2 protein-coding genes are annotated in these 678 nt (G+C 63.9%); both read left to right on the plus strand.

Translation table 11 applies throughout. The features are described 5' to 3' along the window. A partial coding sequence (locus tag NS184_RS17200; RefSeq protein WP_152998327.1) for an ABC transporter permease occupies positions 1-384 on the plus strand: 384 nt, incomplete at its 5' end. A 68-nt stretch (positions 385-452) separates the two neighbouring features. Then, positions 453-678: 2Fe-2S iron-sulfur cluster-binding protein (locus tag NS184_RS17610; RefSeq protein WP_193750588.1), on the plus strand; the 226-nt coding region annotated here is incomplete at its 3' end.

Here is a 678-nt window from a genome sequence, read left to right on the forward strand (position 1 = left end):
CATACGTTGCTGGCGCTGCCCTATGTGATCATCAACGTCGGCGCCGGACTCAAGAGCTACGACATGACCCAGGAGCACGCTGCGTGCATCCTCGGTGCCACGCGCTTGCGGGCCTTCTTCGACGTGACCTTGCCGCAGATTCGCTTTTCCATCATCGCGGCGGCCATGTTCGCCTTCGCCGTATCCCTGGATGAAGCCGTGGTCTCCATCTTCATCAGTGGGGGCGATAGCGCGACCCTGACCAAGCGAATGTTCAGCTCGCTGCGGTCCGAGATCGATCCGGTGATCGCGGTGGTCGCGACCCTCATGACGCTGCTGTCCATCGTCATGCTGGCGGTGAGCCTGATCGCCCAACGCAGCAACAAGCGTGGAGGTGCCGCTTGAGCCAGCCAGCATTGCGCCTACCAGGCGCAGAGGGCCAACCCCTGAGTTTCTTCTGGAACGGCAGGCGCTTGGCTGCCCTGACTGGCGACAGCGTCGCCGAGGCCCTGCTGGCCAACGGCATCCGCACCCTGGCCTGGACCCGCAAGTCCCATCGCCCCATGGGCCTGTCGGGGATCTACGTCAATGGAGTGCTGGCACGGGTCGATGGGGTGCCCAATGTACGGCTCGACCAGTGTCCGGTCCGCGATGGCATGAGGGTGGAAATGCAGAACTGCTGGCCGAGCCCACGAGACT

It is taken from the genome of Curtobacterium luteum, from assembly GCF_001475545.1.
In the GTDB taxonomy this organism is placed as follows: Bacteria; Actinomycetota; Actinomycetes; order Actinomycetales; family Microbacteriaceae; genus Curtobacterium; species Curtobacterium luteum_A.